Annotated in this window: 13 protein-coding genes; 9 read left to right on the plus strand and 4 right to left on the minus strand. The window is 71.7% G+C overall.

The genetic code is table 11. The features are described from left to right. Positions 1 to 45 precede the first annotated feature (45 nt). From ABXS86_RS16475 to ABXS86_RS16485, 3 genes are all read left to right on the plus strand, one after another. Positions 46 to 2,571, plus strand: a complete 2,526-nt coding sequence (locus ABXS86_RS16475) for an ATP-dependent Clp protease ATP-binding subunit (protein ID WP_353665171.1) — start codon at positions 46 to 48, stop codon at positions 2,569 to 2,571. Between the two features lie 673 nt (positions 2,572 to 3,244). Beyond that, the gene (locus tag ABXS86_RS16480) at positions 3,245 to 4,126 is read left to right on the plus strand and encodes an LLM class flavin-dependent oxidoreductase (protein WP_353665172.1); all 882 of its coding nucleotides are present in this window, start codon (positions 3,245 to 3,247) and stop codon (positions 4,124 to 4,126) included. Continuing rightward, positions 4,123 to 4,899, plus strand: a complete 777-nt coding sequence (locus ABXS86_RS16485) for an LLM class flavin-dependent oxidoreductase (RefSeq protein ID WP_307212554.1) — start codon at positions 4,123 to 4,125, stop codon at positions 4,897 to 4,899. The genes ABXS86_RS16480 and ABXS86_RS16485 overlap by 4 nt, the downstream gene beginning before the upstream one ends. Positions 4,900 to 4,909: 10 nt before the next feature. Here ABXS86_RS16485 and ABXS86_RS16490 read toward each other — a convergent pair whose 3' ends face one another. Beyond that, the gene (locus ABXS86_RS16490) at positions 4,910 to 5,503 is read right to left on the minus strand and encodes a TetR/AcrR family transcriptional regulator (RefSeq protein WP_353665173.1); all 594 of its coding nucleotides are present in this window, start codon (positions 5,501 to 5,503) and stop codon (positions 4,910 to 4,912) included. 22 nt (positions 5,504 to 5,525) lie between these two features. Between ABXS86_RS16490 and ABXS86_RS16495 the strand changes: the two genes are divergently transcribed. Beyond that, a complete protein-coding gene (locus tag ABXS86_RS16495) occupies positions 5,526 to 6,701 on the plus strand; it encodes a DUF418 domain-containing protein (RefSeq protein ID WP_353665174.1) in 1,176 nt (391 codons plus the stop codon). Positions 6,702 to 6,755: 54 nt separating this feature from the next. Beyond that, positions 6,756 to 7,163, plus strand: coding sequence for a hypothetical protein (locus ABXS86_RS16500; RefSeq protein WP_144834169.1), 408 nt, complete (start codon positions 6,756 to 6,758; stop codon positions 7,161 to 7,163). Positions 7,164 to 7,218: 55 nt separating this feature from the next. Here the strand turns inward: ABXS86_RS16500 and ABXS86_RS16505 are convergent, their stop codons facing one another. After that, positions 7,219 to 8,871, minus strand: coding sequence for a RecQ family ATP-dependent DNA helicase (locus tag ABXS86_RS16505; protein ID WP_353665175.1), 1,653 nt, complete (start codon positions 8,869 to 8,871; stop codon positions 7,219 to 7,221). 182 nt (positions 8,872 to 9,053) lie between these two features. Between ABXS86_RS16505 and ABXS86_RS16510 the strand changes: the two genes are divergently transcribed. Continuing rightward, positions 9,054 to 10,598 carry an ATP-dependent DNA ligase gene (locus ABXS86_RS16510; protein WP_307212539.1) on the plus strand — a complete coding sequence of 515 codons (1,545 nt, stop codon included), beginning with the start codon at positions 9,054 to 9,056 and terminating at the stop codon, positions 10,596 to 10,598. Between the two features lie 4 nt (positions 10,599 to 10,602). Next, complete coding sequence (locus tag ABXS86_RS16515; protein ID WP_307212536.1) at positions 10,603 to 11,229, plus strand: hypothetical protein; 627 nt, start codon at positions 10,603 to 10,605, stop codon at positions 11,227 to 11,229. 562 nt (positions 11,230 to 11,791) lie between these two features. Here the strand turns inward: ABXS86_RS16515 and ABXS86_RS16520 are convergent. Together ABXS86_RS16520 and ABXS86_RS16525 are read right to left on the minus strand one after the other, a co-directional pair. Beyond that, positions 11,792 to 12,652: an NYN domain-containing protein gene (locus tag ABXS86_RS16520; RefSeq protein ID WP_144834176.1), complete on the minus strand. Its 861-nt coding sequence runs from the start codon at positions 12,650 to 12,652 to the stop codon at positions 11,792 to 11,794. Between the two features lie 47 nt (positions 12,653 to 12,699). Next, a complete protein-coding gene (locus ABXS86_RS16525) occupies positions 12,700 to 13,683 on the minus strand; it encodes a Gfo/Idh/MocA family protein (RefSeq protein WP_353665176.1) in 984 nt (327 codons plus the stop codon). Between the two features lie 81 nt (positions 13,684 to 13,764). On the opposite strand from ABXS86_RS16525, the gene ABXS86_RS16530 reads away from it, so the two are divergent. Further along, on the plus strand, positions 13,765 to 15,087 hold the full coding sequence (locus ABXS86_RS16530) for a M20/M25/M40 family metallo-hydrolase (RefSeq protein WP_353665177.1): 1,323 nt from the start codon (positions 13,765 to 13,767) through the stop codon (positions 15,085 to 15,087). A gap of 179 nt (positions 15,088 to 15,266) precedes the next feature. Continuing rightward, positions 15,267 to 16,292: a LacI family DNA-binding transcriptional regulator gene (locus ABXS86_RS16535; protein WP_307212526.1), complete on the plus strand. Its 1,026-nt coding sequence runs from the start codon at positions 15,267 to 15,269 to the stop codon at positions 16,290 to 16,292. Positions 16,293 to 16,416: the final 124 nt, after the last annotated feature.

The following is a 16,416-nucleotide window of genomic DNA, read 5'->3' on the forward strand; positions in this document are numbered from 1 at the left end:
ATGCAAACTTGAGCGAACCGCACTCACGTATCACAGGAGACGGAATTGCCCGAAGACTTCACCCCCGGCGCCGGGGAAGACGGCGCCCAGTCGTTCGACGAGTTCCTCGCGCGCTATCTCGCGGGCGAGCAGGCACGTGCCGAACGGTCCATCGATCTGAGCCGCTTCCTCAGCGCCCGCACGCAGGAGGCCCTGCAAGAGGCCGGCCGCTACGCGCTCGGTCGCGGCCAGCGCGAACTCGACGCCCTGCACGTGCTGCACGTGCTCGTCGGGCGCTCGCCCGCCAAGGACGCCGTCGCGCGTCTAGGCGCCGACCCCGGCGCCATCGCCCGGGCCGCGGAGAGCCGCCTGCCCGCCGCGGGCTCGCCCGCGAACGTCGACGGCGCCGTGGTCGCAGGCTCCGTGCAGCGTGCGCTGTTCCACGCCTTCCAGGTCGCGCGCGCCGCGGGCTCGACCTACGTCGACCCCGACCACCTGTTCTTCGCCCTCGTGCTCGCGCAGGACGCCCCCGCCGGGCAGATCCTTGCGCAGGCGGGCGTCACCGCCGAGGCCCTGACCCAGGGTGTGCGCGAGACCGTCATGGGCGGCGAGTCCGATGAGATGGCTGGGGAGTCGGCATCCTTCACCCCGAACCTCGACCGTTTCGGCACCGACCTCACCGCTCGTGCCGCGGCGGGCGAACTCGACCCCGTCATCGGCCGCGCCGACGAGATCGAGCAGACCATCGAGATCCTCAGCCGCCGCACCAAGAACAACCCTGTCTTGATCGGCGAGGCCGGCGTCGGCAAGACCGCCGTCGTCGAGGGCCTCGCCCGCGCGATCGTCGCGAACGAGGTTCCCGAGCAGCTCCGCGACACCCGCGTGGTCTCGATCGACCTGGCCGCGATGCTCGCCGGGGCGCGCTACCGCGGCGACTTCGAAGAGCGCCTCACCCAGACGATGGATGAGATCGCGGCATCCGACAAGCTCGTCGTCTTCATCGACGAGGTGCACACCCTCGTCGGTGCCGGTGGCAGTGGTGACGGCTCGATGGACGCCGGCAACATCCTCAAGCCGCGCCTCGCCCGTGGCGACGTGCACCTGATCGGTGCGACGACGCTGCGCGAATACCGCACGATCGAGAAGGACCCCGCCCTCGAGCGGCGCCTGCAGCCCGTGCGCGTGGGGGAGCCCTCGCTGCCGGATGCCGTGGAGATCCTGCGCGGCCTGCGCTCGGCGTACGAGCAGCACCACTCCGTCACCTACACCGACGACGCCCTGCGCGCCGCGGTGGAGCTCAGCGACCGCTATCTGAGCGACCGCGTGCTGCCCGACAAGGCCATCGACCTGATCGACCAGGCCGGAGCGCGCCTGCGCCTGCGCCTCGGTGTGAGCGTCGACACGTCGTCGCTGCTCGAGCGTCTCGCAACGCTGGAGGCCGACAAGAACGCCGCCGTCTCGGCCGAGCACTACGAAGAGGCCTCGCGCCTGCGCGACGAGATCGCGGCGGTGCAGGCCCGGCTCGACGACGCCACCAGCGCGCCGCGTGGCGCCGCCGTCGTCGACGAGCCCGAGATCGCCGCGGTGATCAGCCGGGCCACCGGCATCCCCGTCGCACGCCTCACCGCCACCGAGCGGGGGCGCCTGGCCGAGCTCGAGACCGAGCTGCACGCCCGCGTGATCGGTCAGGACGACGCGGTCGCCGCCGTCGCGAAGGCCGTGCGTCGCAACCGCACGGGCATGGGCGACGAGAACCGTCCGGTCGGTTCGTTCCTGTTTCTCGGACCCACCGGCGTCGGCAAGACCGAGCTGGCCAAAGCCCTGGCCGGGTCGCTCTTCGACGACGACGGCGCCGTGATCCGCTTCGACATGAGCGAGTTCGGCGAGCGCCACACGGTGTCGCGTCTGATCGGTGCCCCTCCGGGATACGTCGGCTACGACGAGGCCGGCCAGCTCACCGAGCGCGTGCGCCGCAACCCCTACGCCGTCGTGCTGTTCGACGAGATCGAGAAGGCGCACCCCGACGTGTTCACCCTGCTGCTGCAGGTGCTCGACGACGGTCGCCTGACCGACGGACAGGGCCGCACGGTCGACTTCCGCAACACCGTCATCGTGATGACCTCGAACCTGGGCGCCGAGGTGCTCGCGTCGCGCTCCGGGGCGATCGGGTTCACCACCACGGGCCGGGAGTTCGCCGACGACGACCTGCGCGACCGCGTGATGGGCAAGCTCCGCGAGGCGATGCGGCCCGAGTTCCTCAACCGCATCGACGACATCGTGCTGTTCCGCAAGCTCGAGAAGACGCAGCTGCGCCAGATCGTGCGCCTGCTGCTGAACGCGACCTCGCGCCGGCTCGCCTCGCGCGAGGTGACCCTCGAGGTGACGGATGCCGCGATCGACCGCCTCGCCGAGGTCGGCTACGAGCCCGAATACGGGGCGCGGCCGCTGCGCCGGGTCATCCAGCGAGAGGTCGACGACCGCATCGCCGATCTGTTCGTCGCCGGCGAGCTCGTCGACGGGGGAACGGTGACGGTGGATGCCACGGCATCCGGCTTCACGATCATGCCCGTCATCACGGCGCTCGCCGCCTGACGAGTCTCTTCTTGACGCCCCCGGTGCTTCGGCGCCGGGGGCGTCGTCGTGTGTGCCGGCGGCGCCGGGCGCGGGCGCCGAGGGGTGCCGTCGTGCGGATGCCGTGGGCGGCGCGCCGTGTTCGCGTGGGGTCTGTGCGGCGTGTCGGGGGTCTGGTCCGCGGGACGGGGTTCGACCGGCGGGGCCGCCGAGCGGTGCCGTTGTGCGGATGCCGTGGGCGGCGCGCCGTGATTCGGCGGGGTCTGTGCGGCGTGTCGGGGGTCCGGTCCGCGGGACGGGGTTCGACCGGCGCGGGCGTCGGGCGGTGCCGTCGTGCGGATGCCGTGGGCGGCGCGCCGTGATTCGGCGGGGTCTGTGCGGCGTGTCGGGGGTCCGGTCCGCGGGACGGTGGTCGACCGGCGGGGCCGCCGAGGGGCGCCGTCGTGCGGATGCCGTGGGCGGCGCGCCGTGTTCGCGTGGGGTCTGCGCGGCGTGTCGGGGGTCCGGTCCGCGGGACGGTGGTCGACCGGCGGGGCCGCCGAGGGGTGCCGTCGTGCGGATGCCGTGGGCGGCGCGCCGTGATTCGGCGGGGTCTGTGCGGCGTGTCGGGGCCCGGTCCGCGGGACGGTGGGACGCGCACGGCGACCTGCGCCACCCCTGACGCGATGTCGGAGGTTCGAGGCAGAGTAGGAGCATGAGTCGTATCGGCACGATCTTCAGCCCGTACCCGCACCCGCCCGAAGAGCTGCGCGACGCCGCGCGTGCGGCCGAAGACGCCGGGGTCGAAGAACTGTGGCTGTGGGAAGACTGCTTCCGCTCGTCGGCATGGGCGGCCGCTGCCGCGGCGCTCGCTGTCACCGACCATCTGCGCATCGGCGTGGGTATCGCGCCGCTCCCGCTCCGCAACGTCGCCGCCTCGGCGATGGAGGTCGCCACGATCGAGCGCATGTTCCCCGGACGACTCCTTCCCGGTTTCGGCCACGGGGTGCAGGACTGGATGCGCCAGGTGGGAGCGAAGGCGGCCTCGCCGCTGACGCTCATGCAGGAACAGCTCCCGGCGCTGCGCGCTCTGCTGGCCGGAGAAACGGTCAGCACCGAGGGGCGGTACGTGAAGCTCCGCGACGTCACGCTCGATTGGCCGCCCGCCCAGGCCCCGCTCGTCTATGCGGCAGCCGAAGGCCCGAAGACGCTCGCGCTGGCGGGGGCGGTGGCCGACGGCGTCGTGCTCGACAGTCGGCACACCGTCGACGAGATCGCAGCGGCGGTACGCACCGTGAACGACGCGCGGGCGGGGGCGGGTCGCCAGGGCCGCGCCGACATCGTCGCCTACGTTCTCGCCGCGTTCGGCCCCGATGCGCGCGAGCGTGCCACCGCCGTGCTCGCCGACCGCGAAGACGCCGCCGATCGTGTGCTCGCGGGCTCCGTGTCCGAGGTCGCCGACGGCGTCGCCCGATTCCAGGCTGCGGGCGTCGACGACGTCGTGCTCCTGCCGACCGACGACGTCGATCTCGCCGCGTTCTTCTCCGCGGTCGGCCAGGTCGCGGTCGCGATCCCCGACGCGGGAGGCGTCTCGTGACCCGCGGTGTCGTCTCGATCGGCGTCGCGGGGTCGCTCGGGCCCGATGCGATCGCGGCGATCGCCCCCGCCGTCGAAACAGCCGGCTTCCACACCCTGTGGGTCAACGACACCCCCGACGGCGACGCCCTCGCGGCGCTCGCCGCCGCGGCCCGTGTCACGGACTCGCTGCGACTGGCCACGGGCGTCGTGCCCGTCGACCGCCGTCCGGCCGCGGAAATCGCGGCGGAGGTGTCGTCGCTGGGCTTCCCGCTCGACCGGCTGACGATCGGCATCGGCTCGGGCATGGCCCGCCAAGGAGCCCTCGCCCGCGTGCGCGAGGCCGTCGAGCAGCTGCACGGTGCGGGCATCGAACGCGTGCTGGTCGGAGCCCTCGGGCCCAAGATGCGCCGTACCGCGGCGGAACTCGCCGAGGGCGTGCTGCTGAACTGGGTCCCGCCCGTCGAGGCGGCACAGCAGGCGAGCGACCTCCACTCCCTCGCTCCCGCGACGCATGTGGCGGTGTACGTGCGCACGGCCATCGCTGCCGCCGCGCGCACACGCCTCGATGACGAGACCGCCCGGTACGCCTCGTTCCCCAACTACGCCGCGAACTTCGAGCGGATGGGGGTGGATGCCATCGACACAACGATCCGCGACGCCTCCGGGCTCGACGACGCCCTCGACGCCTACACCGGGGCGGCCGATGAGGTCGTGCTGCGCGCGATCGTTCCCGACGACACCGTCGAGGCCTACCTCGAGTTCGTGCGGCGGACGGCTCCGACGCCGGGCTGAGGCTCAGCCCTCAGGAGTGGCCGTCGAAGCGGCCCAAGACCGCGGCGATGAGCCGGCGGCCGCGCTCCGGCGGCATCCGGCCATCTCCCTCGGAGCCGCGGGCCACGGCAATGCCGTCGAGAACGGCGAGCACGACGGCCGCGTCGTCCTGCTCGATGTCGGCTCGCGGGTAGGCGTCGGTCAACAGGGTGAAGACCGCGTCCTCGATGCGTGCCCATTCGCGTTCGTGGATGCTCCCGACCTCGGGATCGGTGGCCGCCCTCGACGCGAACGCGGTCCAGACGACCGCGTCGTCTCGACCGTTCGGCCCGAGGGCGGCGAGCTCGTGGCAGAAGATCTCGAGGCGAGTCTGGGGCGAGACCACGCCGGTCAGTGCCGCGCCCAGACGCACACGGAAGCGGTCGTTCACGGCATCCATCGCGCCGACGATGAGCTTGGCGCGGGTCGGGAAGTGATGCTGCACCGCTCCGACCGAGACCCCCGCCTCCGCGGCGACGTTGCGCACGCTCAACGCGTCCGTACCGCGTGCAGCGAGCACGCGGAGCACGGCGTCGGCGATGCCCTCGCGGGCGCCGTTGCCGGAGGGGGGTGGGACGGAGGTCACGGTCATAGGCTACGGTGAGCTCGTGACCAATACGAACGTATTGCCGGTTCCCTCGGGAACGCGGCGCATCGAGACTCTCGACGTCGTGCGCGGCCTCGCCATCGTCGGCACGCTCGGCACCAACATCTGGGTCTTCTCCCACCCCTGGGGCCTCCTCGGCATGCTCACCTCGCCGGTGCTTCCCGGTGAGTCCGCCGCCGCGGCATCCGTTCAATCGACGTTGATGGCGCTCACCCAGGGCAAGTTCCTCGCCCTGTTGTGCCTGACGTTCGGGGTCGGTCTCGCGATCCAGCGCGCCTCGGCTGAGCGTGCCCGCCGCCCGTGGCCGGGACGCTACCTCGTGCGGGCGGCTCTGCTGCTGCTCGATGGCGTCGTGAATTACATCCTCATCGCCGAGTTCGACGTGCTCATGGGCTACGCCGTGACCGCCGCGGTCGTGTCGTTCCTGTTGCTGACCCGTCCGCGTGCGCAGCGACGCATGATCGTCGTGTTCGCAGCGCTGCACGTCGCCCTCATCTCCGCGATCGTGCTCGCCCTCGCGGCGGTTCCGGGCGTCGAGGCCACCGGCTCACCGCTCTCCGGCTCGAGCCCCTACGCGACGGAATCCTTCCTCGGGCTCGCGATGTTCCGCGTCGAGAACGCGGCGATCTTCCGGGCGGAGCCCGTCCTGATCACGTTCCTTTCGCTCGCGCTCTTCCTCGCAGGGGCGGCTCTGTTGCGAACGGGCGTCTTCACGACGGAGGGAGCGGCGATTCGTCGGCGACTCATGATCGCGGGAGCGGTCGCGGCGCCGGTCGACCTCGCGCTGGCTCTTTCCGGTACTTCGGGCGGCTTGCTGCTCGAACGGTATGTCGTCGCACCGGTGGTGGCCTTCGGCATCCTGGGACTCGTCTGCGAAATCTGCCTGCGCCGCGGAATCGACGGCTGGGTCGCGCGCCGCCTCACCGAGATCGGGCGGGTCGCGCTGAGCGCCTACCTGCTCCAGAACCTGCTCGGCGGGGCGCTGTTCTACGGGTGGGGTCTCGGGTGGGGCGAGACGCTGCAGGCATGGCGCCTCCCCGTCACGGTTACCGCGTTCGCCCTCATCACGGCACTCGTCGCGACGAGCGCCCACCTGTGGCTCCGGCGGTTCTCCACAGGACCCGTCGAGTGGCTGTGGCGCGCCGCTGCGGGTGGGCGGCCGGCGCCGAAGGGGTGATCGCCGAGACGGGTGACCTGCCCCGGCGTTCCCGATGGCTGCAAGACTGGGCGGATGCCGCACCGCCGAGGCCTCACCGTCCGATCCGTCGCCCGCGGAGCTCTCGCCGCCCTCCTGGTCGGGGCGGGGGTGAGCCACGTGACCTGGGGTCGCCGGGGCTATCGGATCGTCGTCCCGGGCTGGGCTACGCGACTGCTGCGCACCGACAAAGACGCCATCGTCGTGGCATCCGGAGCCGTCGAGGTGATCCTCGGAGTCGCTCTCGTCGCCCTGCCCCGTGAAAGGTCGCGCATCGGCGCGGCGATCGCGGCGTTCTTCGTCGCGGTGTTCCCGGGCAACGTGCACCAGTGGCGCACCGGACGCGCAGCGCCCGGCCTGCAGACCGATCGCGCGCGGTTCCTCCGCCTGTTCCTGCAGGTGCCGCTCGTGGCGTGGGCCTGGTGGGCGACGCGCGAGCGCTGACCCGCGAGCACCGACGCCAACGCCCCCGCCCGCGCGCGTTCCGCCCGCCGCGCGTCTACGCCGCTGCGCCGAGCTCCATGATGCCGCTCTCGAAGGCGGCTCGCGCGAGCACCTTGTAGCCGTGCTCGGGGAAGAACACGGTCAGCCGGTCGGCCTCGATCCCCATGACCGTGCCGACACCGAACTCGCCGTGCTGCACGGTCGAATCGATCCGGATGCCGTCGGCATCCGCCTCCGCGGGCTCGGCGTCGATCGGGGTCACCGTGGTTGCGGTGCCGCAGCGATCGCATGACCCGCACTCATCCGGCGTCTCGACCCCGAAGTACTCCAGCAGTGCGCGGCGGCGGCAGTGCGAGGTCTCGGCATAGCCGCGCATGATCTCGATGCGCGAAGCGCGGATGCGCTCCTCCGCCTCATCGCGCTCTCGCACGGCCGCGACCGCGTCTCCCGCCGAGGCCTTCTTGGCCGCCGACGCCCCGTCGGGGCCGGAGCCGGCGAGGCCGCACGCGACGAGCTGGTTCAGCACGCGCCCGATCGCACGGGCCGAGCGACCGGACTCCTCGGCGATGGCCTTCGCCCGCAAGGGCGTCTTCGCGCGGCCCAGGGCATCCCACACCCCGGCCACGTCGGCGCGCTTGCTGTGCCCACCGGCGAAGAAGGAGCGCAGTGAGAAGTCCTCGGCGCGGTAGTGCAGGATCGCGCGGGCGGGCTGCCCGTCGCGCGCCGCCCGGCCGATCTCTTGGGCATACGAGTCGAGCGACTCGGTGACGTCGGCGTGCACGACCAGACGCACGTCGGACTTGTCGACGCCCATGCCGAACGCCGAGGTCGCCACGACGACGTCGAGCTCGCCCGCGCTCCAGGCCGCGTGCACCTCGTCACGCCGCTTCTGTGCCATCGCCCCGTGGTACGGCGCCGCGCGTACACCGAGGGCGACGAGCTCGTCGGCGTACGCGTCGGTTGCCTTGCGCGTCGCCACGTACAGCAGCGCCGGGCCGCCGGCATCCTGGACATCGGCGAGCACCGCGCGGCGCTTGTCGAGGTCGTGCTCGTGGCGGCGCACCGCCATGTGGATCTCGGGGCGGTCCATTCCGCGGACCTCGAGGTGCGGTTCGCGCATGCCGAGGCTGGCCACGATGTCGTCGCGGACGGGGGCGGATGCCGTGGTCGTCAGGGCCAGGATGGGCGGATGTCCCAGCGCCTCCACCGCGTCGCCGATGCGGGCGTAGTCGGGCCGGAAGTCGTGGCCCCACGCCGACACGCAATGCGCCTCGTCGACGACGACCAGGCGTACGTCGGCCTTCGCGAGCCGGTCGAACACCTCGGTGTTGGCCAGCTGCTCGGGAGCGAAGAACGCGTAGACCGCATCCGGGCCCTCGATCGCGGCCCACGCGCGCTTCCTGCCCGCTGCGCTGGTGCGCGAATTCAGGGCGACCGCCGCCGGAGCGTCGGGCGCCGCGTCGATCGAGTCGATCTGATCGCGCTGCAGCGCGAGCAGCGGTGAGATCACGACCGTGACCCCGCCCAGCTCGCAGCCGGCGATCTGGTACACCGCCGACTTGCCCGCGCCGGTGGGGAAGACCACGAGGGTGTCGCGCCCGCCGATGACGGCGTCGATCGCCTCCGCTTGACCCGGAAGCAGGTCGTCCCACCCGAAGACCTCGCGGGCGGTGCGGGCGGACTGTTCGAGAGTGGCGGGAGCGTTCACGAGGCCTCATTCCTGGGGGAAGTCCTCAGCACACCTCAGACCTCCGACATCGCCCCGGGGGTTGCGAGCCGCACCGACGTGTGATCAGCTCCGCGCCCCGAGAGTCGGTCGAGCCCTAGGCATTCGAGGGGCGACGACGCAACCGCGTCATCGATGTCGGAGGGTGCTGACAAGATTCGGCCATGCTCTTCGCAGAGATCGAGACGGCCCTCGCGGCGGTGACGAACACGCGTTCGCGCCTCGCCAAGATCGACGCTCTCGCCGCGGTGCTCCGCGGCCTCGAGCCCGACGAGATCGAACCCGCGATCGGGCTGCTCACGGCATCCCCTCGACAGGGGCGACTCGGCGTCGGCTGGCGCACCCTCTCGACGCGCGGTGGGGAGCACTCCGAGACCCCGTCGCTGACGGTCGCCGACATCGATGAGACGTTCTCGCGCCTCACCGGGATCGGCGGGTCGGGATCCGCGGCGGCACGCACGAGCCTTCTCGACGAACTCGCCCAGCGCGCGACGGCGGGGGAGTGGAACCTCCTCATCCGCATCATGACGGGCGAGCTGCGCACCGGCGCTCTCGAAGGCGTGCTGCTGGATGCCGTCGCCCGGGCCGCCGAGCGCGACGGCGCAGCCGTACGACGGGCCGCGATGCTCTCGGGTGATCTCGGAGCCACGGCCCGGGTCGCGCTGACCGGGAGCGAAGACGAGCTGGCCGCGGTGGGGCTCATCGTGCTGCGTGGCGTGCAGCCGATGCTCGCCTCGACGGCGACCTCGGTCCGCGAGGCGCTCGAGGTCGCGGGGCGCGCCTCGGTCGAGTACAAGCTCGACGGCGCCCGCGTTCAGGTGCACCGCCACGGCGACGAGGTGCGCGTGTTCACCCGCACCCTCGCCGACGTCACGCACCGGGTGCCCGAGATCGTCGAGGTCGCCCTCTCACTGCCCGTCAGCGACGTGATCCTCGACGGCGAGACCCTCTCGCTCGACGAAGACGGTGGGCCGCGTCCCTTCCAAGACACCATGGCGCGCTTCGGCGCCGAGACCGCGCGGGCGATCGCGTTGCGTCCGTGGTTCTTCGACATCCTCCACGTCGACGGCCGCGACCTCGTCGACGAGCCACTGTCCGCACGCCTCGATGAGCTCGAGCGGATCGCCGCCGAATGGCGCATCCCGGCGATCCTCACCGACGATGCCGAGCAGGCCGAGACGTTCGCCCGCGATGCACTCTCCGCGGGGCACGAAGGCGTCATGGTGAAGGGGCTGGATGCCGCCTACACGGCAGGCCGCCGCGGCAAGAGCTGGCTGAAGGTCAAGCCCGTGCACACGTTCGACCTCGTCGTGATGGGGGTCGAACGCGGCTCCGGCCGCCGCGCCGGCTGGTTCTCGAACCTCCATCTCGGGGCACGCGATCCCGACGGCGTCTTCGGCGATCCGGGTGGATTCGTCATGGTCGGCAAGACCTTCAAGGGACTGACCGACGAGCTGTTGACCTGGCAGACCGCACACTTCGCCGAGCGTGAGACGGGCGAGGTTCCCGGCGGCATCCGTGTCGTCCCCGACACCGTCGTGGAGATCGCGATCGACGGCGTGCAGCGATCCGTGCGCTACCCCGGCGGCGTGGCGCTGCGCTTCGCTCGGGTGAAGACCTACCGTTCGGACAAGACCGCGGCCGAGGCCGACACGATCGACACGCTTCGCGCGCTGCTGCCCGGCGGCGGCGCCGCGACGGAGGGATGACGCGATGAGTCTGGCGCCTTGGCTCGACGGCGAGCTCGGCTACCGCAGTTTCGGAACGCCCGGCGCACCACGCGCCGTGTTCGTCCTGCGGACCGGCGATGTCTCCACGACCGATCCCGATGCGAGCGTCACCTCGGGATTCGACGTGAGAGTCGTCGCGGTCGGGCTCGACGCCCCCGAACTCGAAGACCCGCCGGTCTTCGGCGGCCAAACGCCCGCCGGACTCACCGTCGAAGCGCTGCGCGAACTCGTCGCCCGTGAAGCACCGGGCGTCACCGTGGGCCTCGTCGGAGAGCGATCGGCCGGGGCCATCGCGATCTACCTCGCCGCGGCCTTGGGGGAGGTCGTCGACCGCCTCGCGATCGTCGGTGTGCCGAGTCCCAACGATCCGTTGAGCCGCGACCTGCGCACGCCCCTGCTCGACGACCTCGCCGCCGAGGTGCTGGTCGTCGTCGGGGGCGACGGCCCGGCCGATGTCGCCGACGCGAACTGGTACGTCGAGCGCATGCGGTCGGCCGAGGCCGAGGTCGTTCCGGATGCCGAGATCACCTCGGTCAACAACCACGTCACTCTGACGACGGTGTGGGAGCGCGTGCTGTCGCACGTGGCCCCCGGCTCCGAGCGCCGCTGACGCACGCCGCGCGTCTCGCGGCTCGGGCGGATGCGTTGCGTCCTTCGCGCTTCGCGCGGGCGTCTATACCTGCGCTGCGCCGCCGCGACCCTTCCTCTTGAGCGTCCACAACAGCGGACGTTTCCGCGCGGCATCCGGGTGTCTTGGACACTGGCCTCGCCGGGGAGCGCCCCGCGCGTGGAGCCCGCTCCCGCAGTCCCGTAGCCCGTTGGGTGTCCGAAACACGCCGCGTGTCCGCGAGAGGCGCGGCGTGTCTTGGACACTCGACAGAACGTGCCGGGAGCGCGAGGCCGCCGCGGCCCTACCTCTCGAGCGTCCAAAGCACCCGGACGTTTCCGCGCGGCATCCGGGTGTCTTGGGCACTCAACTCATCGGAGAGCGGCCCCGCGCCCGGAGCCCCGTAACCCGTTGAGTGTCCGAAACACGCCGCGTGTCCGCGCGAGGCGCGGAATGTCTTGGACACTCAACAGGGGCGGACCTGCGCGCTCTGCCCGAACGCGCGCAGCGCACGGCCGCTCCCGCGCCGCCCCCGCACCGACCGCGAGCGCCAATCGGCAGGAGGTCAGCCGCGCGTCAGCGCCTTGACCTGTACGACGTTCGACTCCTCGTCGACCTCGACGTGGTCGGTCTGCGCCTTGAGGAAGTCGGAGAAGCTGCGGAACCCGAGTGCCTTCTCGCTGAACGAGGGGTCGAGCCGCTTCATCAGGTCTTTCACCGCGGAGGCGTGCAGCCACTCTCCGTCGGCGCGCTCGGCCTCGAGCTGCATCGCGCGATCGAGAAGGTCGACGGCCGGGTCTTTCGAGCGCTTGCGGGCACGCGGGCGCGAGGGGGTGCTGTCCTTCTTCGTCTCGGACAACTTCGGAATGCCCGGCAGCGAGTCGTACGCGTCGAAGCGGTCGCAGGCCGCGGCCAGCGACTTCGCGGTCGACCCCGCGACTCCCACGCCCACGACGTACCGGCCGAGGCGCTTGCACCGCTGGGCGAGCGGGACGTAGTCGCTGTCGCCCGCGACGATGACGACGTGCGTGAGGTCGGGCAGACGGAACATGTCTTCGACGGCATCCACGGCGAGGCGGATGTCGGCGCCGTTCTTGGCGTATGCCGCCGCGGGGAAGAGCTGCACGAGATCGACCGCGCGGGCGACCAGCTGCGAGCGGTACTCCGCGTTGACCGGCGACGACCAGTCGGCGTAGGCGCGCGTGAGAACCAGGGTGCCGAACGAGGCCGCGTAGTCGATGACGGCACCCACGTCGATGGTCGCCTTGGTGAGGCGTTCCGCGATCTCGGGGTCGAGGGGGTTCTCGGCGATCTTCTGCCGATCGCGCGAGTAGGCGTTTCGTCCGTGGACGCGGTCGTACCACGACATCACGATGTTGTCGAAGTCGAGGTAGACGGCGACGCGGGCGGTCTGCGTATCGGGCATGGGTCCAGTCTGGTCGGTCGCGAACGGTTGCGGAACGCCTCGAGGGCTCAGCGCTCGGTGGGGTAGACGACGCCGATCTGCCGGCGCACCTCGTCGAGGACGCCCATGATCGCGACGGTCTCGTCGATGGGCAGGATGTCGTTGGATCCGGCTCCGGCGGCGACGAAGCGCTCGGCGGCCAGCGCCTGGTATTGCATGCCGCGGCCCTCGACCTCGCTCGTGTACTCCTCGACGACCTCGTTCGAGGGCAGCACGACGCGGAACGAGGTCGGGGTGTACCAGACGCGGTCGATCTCGATGCGGGCTTCGGTGCCGACGATCTGCGCGATGTTCGCGCCGGCGCCGCGCGACGACGACACGGTGGTCGAGACGGTTCCTCCGGGGTGCACGAGCGCGGTGGCGACCTCGGCGTCGCTGCCCGCGTCAGACAGGCGGGCGACGGCGGTGATGCGCTCGGGCAGGCCCAGCACGTCGACGGCGAACGACAGCGGGTAGATGCCCAGATCGAGCAGCGCGCCGCCGCCGAGGGCGAGGTCGTTGAGGCGGTGAGCGGGGTCGGTCGAGATCTTCTGCGCGTGATCGGCCGACACCACGCGCAGCTCGCCGAGGGTGCCGGCGGCGATGATCTCGCGGATGCGCACCATGTGGGGCAGGTACCGCGTCCACATCGCCTCCATCGCCAGCAGACCCTTCGCTGCGGCCGCGTCGCGGATGGCCGCGGCCTCGGCCTGGTTGAGGGTGAAGGGCTTCTCGACGAGCACGTGCTTTCCGTGCTCGAGGGCGAGCAGGGCGTTGTCGACGTGACCGGGGTGCGGGGTCGCGATGTAGACGATGTCGACGTCGGGGTCGGCGACGAGCTCTTCGTACGAGCCGTGCGCGTGCGGGATGTCGTACTTCTCGGCGAAGGCCCGCGCGCTGTCGAGGCGGCGTGAGCCGACGGCGGCGACGTCGAGGCCCGCGGTACGCAGGTCGGAGGTGAAGGCGTGCGCGATGCCGCCCGTTGCGAGGATGCCCCAGTGCAGTCCGGTCATGGGTTCCACCGTATCGGCGCCCGCCGACATCGCGGTCGATCGAGCCGCGATGCGCGCGCGGGTCGCCCCTAGGCTCGGGTCATGACGCCCGTCGAGCGCTTCCGCGAGTTGCTGTCGATCCCCACCGTCTCGCGCGTCGATCCCGCCGAGGTCGACGACGACGCCTTCGAACGCTTACACGCCGCACTCGCTCGCCTGTATCCGCTGGTGCACGAACGCCTCGAGCGCGAGGTCGTGGCCGGCCGCTCGTTGCTGTACCGCTGGCGGGGCGACAGCCCCGAGGCTCCACTCCTGCTGCTCGCGCACCAGGACGTCGTACCGGTCGACGGCCAGCCCTGGCGGCATCCGCCCTTCGCCGCCGAGGTGGTGGGGGAGGGTCCGGATGCCGAGATCCACGCCCGCGGTGCGATCGACGACAAGGGGGCCCTGGTGGCGATCCTCGAGGCGGTCGAGCAGGCGCTCGCCGACGGGGTGACTCCGCGCACCGACGTGTGGCTCGCGTTCGGCCACGACGAGGAGACCCACGGCACCGGTGCCCGGGCCATGGCCGCGGTGCTGGCCGAACGCGGGGTCGCCCCCGCTCTCGTGCTCGACGAGGGGGGCGCCGTCGTCGAGGGCGCCGTGCCCGGGGTCGCCGCTCCGACCGCGATGATCGGCGTCGCCGAGCGCGGGGTCGCGACCTTCGACCTCGTCACCCGAGAGGCCGGAGGACACGCCTCGACCCCGCCGCGCCTGCCCGCCACCGCTCGCCTCGCCCGCGCGATCGACCGCCTGCGTCGACGGCCGTTCCCGCGGCGTCTGACCGCGCCGGTGCGGGCGATGCTCGGCACCGCGGCGGCCCACACCGGCGAACCGCTGGCGACGCTCTTCCGCCGCACCGCGGTGTCGGCCCCGCTGGTGACGGCCGCCCTCGCGCACCTCGGACCCGAGACGAACGCCCTCGTGCGCACGACGGCCGTGGTGACGCGGCTCGAGGGCTCGGCGGGCGAGAACGTGCTGGCCACCACCGCCCGCGCGAGCGTGAACGTGCGCCTGCTGACGGGGGAGACGCTCGCCGACGTCTCGGTGCACCTGCGCCGCGCGGTGGCCGATCCGCTCGTCGACATCGAACTGCGCCAGGGCAACGATCCCTCACCGGTGTCGCCGTGGCGCGGAGAGGCGTGGCGCCGCCTCTCGCGCACGGTGTCGGCGACCCTCGGCGACGACGTGGTGCCCTTGCCGTACCTGCAGTTGGGTGCCAGCGACAGTCGGTTCTACACGGGTCTCACCGACGCGGTGTACCGCTTCGCGCCCTTCCACCTCACGCGGGCCGAACGCGACGCTCTGCACGCGCCCGACGAACGCATCCGCGTCGAGGTGTGGCTCCGCGGCATCCGGTTCTATCGAGCCCTCCTCGAGTCGTGACGGGGGTGCCCGCGGCGGAGGTGCGCCTCCGCCGGGGCGCGGTGCGCTGAGCAGCAGGGCGAACGGGCGCGAAGAGCGACGAACGTGCCCGCCCCACCCGCGATCGAGCGAACAGAGCACGGTCCGCTATTGTCGTGTGACCGGTCACGCAACAGCGCGCGACCCGCAACGAGGCGGACATGAGCGACACCGAGACCCCGGATGCCACGGGCAAGGCCCCCAGCATCCGCGACGTCGCGCGGCTCGCAGGCGTGTCGTACCAGACCGTCTCGCGGGTGATCAACAACAGCCCGCAGCTGCGGCCCGAGACGGCCGCGAAGGTGCGCTCGGCGATCGCCGAACTGAAGTTCGTGCCGAACCAGGCGGCCCGTGCGCTGGCGACGAACCGGTCGCGACTCATCGGCGTGCTGGGTCCGCGCATGACCACGCACGGCACCTCGGCGATGGTGCAGGCGATCGAGTCGGTCGCTCGGGCAGCGGGCTACCGACTCACCCTCACCAACCTGGCCACGAGCGCCGCCGACGACGTGCGCGCCTCGATCGACCACCTCATGCAGCAGTCGGTCGAGGGGCTGATCGCCGTCGCGCCGCAGACGCGCGTGGTGCCGATCCTCGATGAGCTGAAGCTCCCGGTCCCGGTGCAGATCGTGGCCTCGACGGGAACGTCGAGTTCGCACAACGACCAGACCGCGGGCGCCCGCGCCGCCGTGCGCCATCTCATCGAGCTCGGGCACTCGCGCATCCTGCACATCGCCGGCCCCCGGGACTGGGTCGAGGCCGATCATCGAATGCGCGGGTACCTCGCCGAGATGGACGCGAACGACCTGACCCCGCGGCCGCCGGTGCTGGGCGACTGGACGGCGCAGTTCGGCTTCGAGGCGGGTCTCGAGCTGTTGCGCACCGAAGACGCCACGGCGGTGTTCGCGGGCAACGACCATATGGCGCTCGGGTTGATGCATGCCGTGCGCGCCATAGGTCGCTCGGTGCCGGAGGACATTTCGGTCGTCGGGTTCGACGACGTGCCCGAATCCGCCCACCTGTGGCCGCCGCTGACGACGGTGCGCCAGGACTTCGCGGGTATCGGCGCCCGCGCGATCACCGATCTGCTGAGCAGGTTGGGGGAGTCATCGGATGCCGTCGGGCCCTCGGAACCCGATCATCTGCGCCTCATCGTGCGTTCGTCGACCGCTCCGCCCTCGCGCTGAGTTCGTCACGTTTCGGCAACGGACGCCTCCGCGACGCGCCGGGACTTGACATCCCTGGCTCACCGCGATGTAGCATCACACACACAATGTGAACGGTCACATGACCGGGTCACACGGCCGACGG

The sequence above is a fragment of the Microbacterium sp. che218 genome, from assembly GCF_040436305.1.
Lineage (GTDB): Bacteria > Actinomycetota > Actinomycetes > Actinomycetales > Microbacteriaceae > Microbacterium > Microbacterium algihabitans.

Excerpts from the sequence above, each read along its gene's own strand:
- ABXS86_RS16530 (WP_353665177.1), top strand. The coding sequence starts at position 13,765 with ATGACGCCCGTCGAGCGCTTCCGCGAGTTGCTGTCGATCCCCACCGTC.
- ABXS86_RS16510 (WP_307212539.1), top strand. The coding sequence starts at position 9,054 with ATGCTCTTCGCAGAGATCGAGACGGCCCTCGCGGCGGTGACGAACACG.
- ABXS86_RS16480 (WP_353665172.1), top strand. The coding sequence starts at position 3,245 with ATGAGTCGTATCGGCACGATCTTCAGCCCGTACCCGCACCCGCCCGAA.
- ABXS86_RS16535 (WP_307212526.1), top strand. The coding sequence starts at position 15,267 with ATGAGCGACACCGAGACCCCGGATGCCACGGGCAAGGCCCCCAGCATC.
- ABXS86_RS16500 (WP_144834169.1), top strand. The coding sequence starts at position 6,756 with ATGCCGCACCGCCGAGGCCTCACCGTCCGATCCGTCGCCCGCGGAGCT.
- ABXS86_RS16525 (WP_353665176.1), bottom strand. The coding sequence starts at position 13,683 with ATGACCGGACTGCACTGGGGCATCCTCGCAACGGGCGGCATCGCGCAC.
- ABXS86_RS16515 (WP_307212536.1), top strand. The coding sequence starts at position 10,603 with ATGAGTCTGGCGCCTTGGCTCGACGGCGAGCTCGGCTACCGCAGTTTC.
- ABXS86_RS16520 (WP_144834176.1), bottom strand. The coding sequence starts at position 12,652 with ATGCCCGATACGCAGACCGCCCGCGTCGCCGTCTACCTCGACTTCGAC.